Source organism: Halocynthiibacter sp. C4, from assembly GCF_028823805.1.
In the GTDB taxonomy this organism is placed as follows: domain Bacteria; phylum Pseudomonadota; class Alphaproteobacteria; order Rhodobacterales; family Rhodobacteraceae; genus Falsihalocynthiibacter; species Falsihalocynthiibacter halioticoli.
Genome location: NZ_JAPEIE010000033.1, coordinates 1 through 254, shown reverse-complemented (window position 1 = coordinate 254; position 254 = coordinate 1). Strand labels below are relative to the sequence as shown.

Here is a 254-nt window from a genome sequence, read left to right as displayed (position 1 = left end):
GAGCTCATTGCGGTTATCGGCCCCAACGGCGCCGGCAAAACCTCGCTGATGAACTGTATGAGCGGCTTCTATCGACCGCAGCAGGGCCGCATCGTGTTCGATGGTGAGCAGATGGTCGGCCGAAGCGTCCATCAAATCGCGCGATCCGGATTGGCGCGGACGTTTCAGGGAACGCACATCTTTCCCGGCATGACCGTGATCGAGAACATCCTGATCGGGCGGCACATGCATATGCGCAGTTCGATTTTGCAGGC

At 59.1% G+C, this 254-nt stretch carries 1 protein-coding gene; it reads left to right on the top strand.

Features of this window, described 5'->3' with window-relative positions:
• On the top strand, positions 1-254 hold a 254-nt coding region (locus OU789_RS16900), incomplete at both ends, for an ATP-binding cassette domain-containing protein (RefSeq protein ID WP_274656962.1).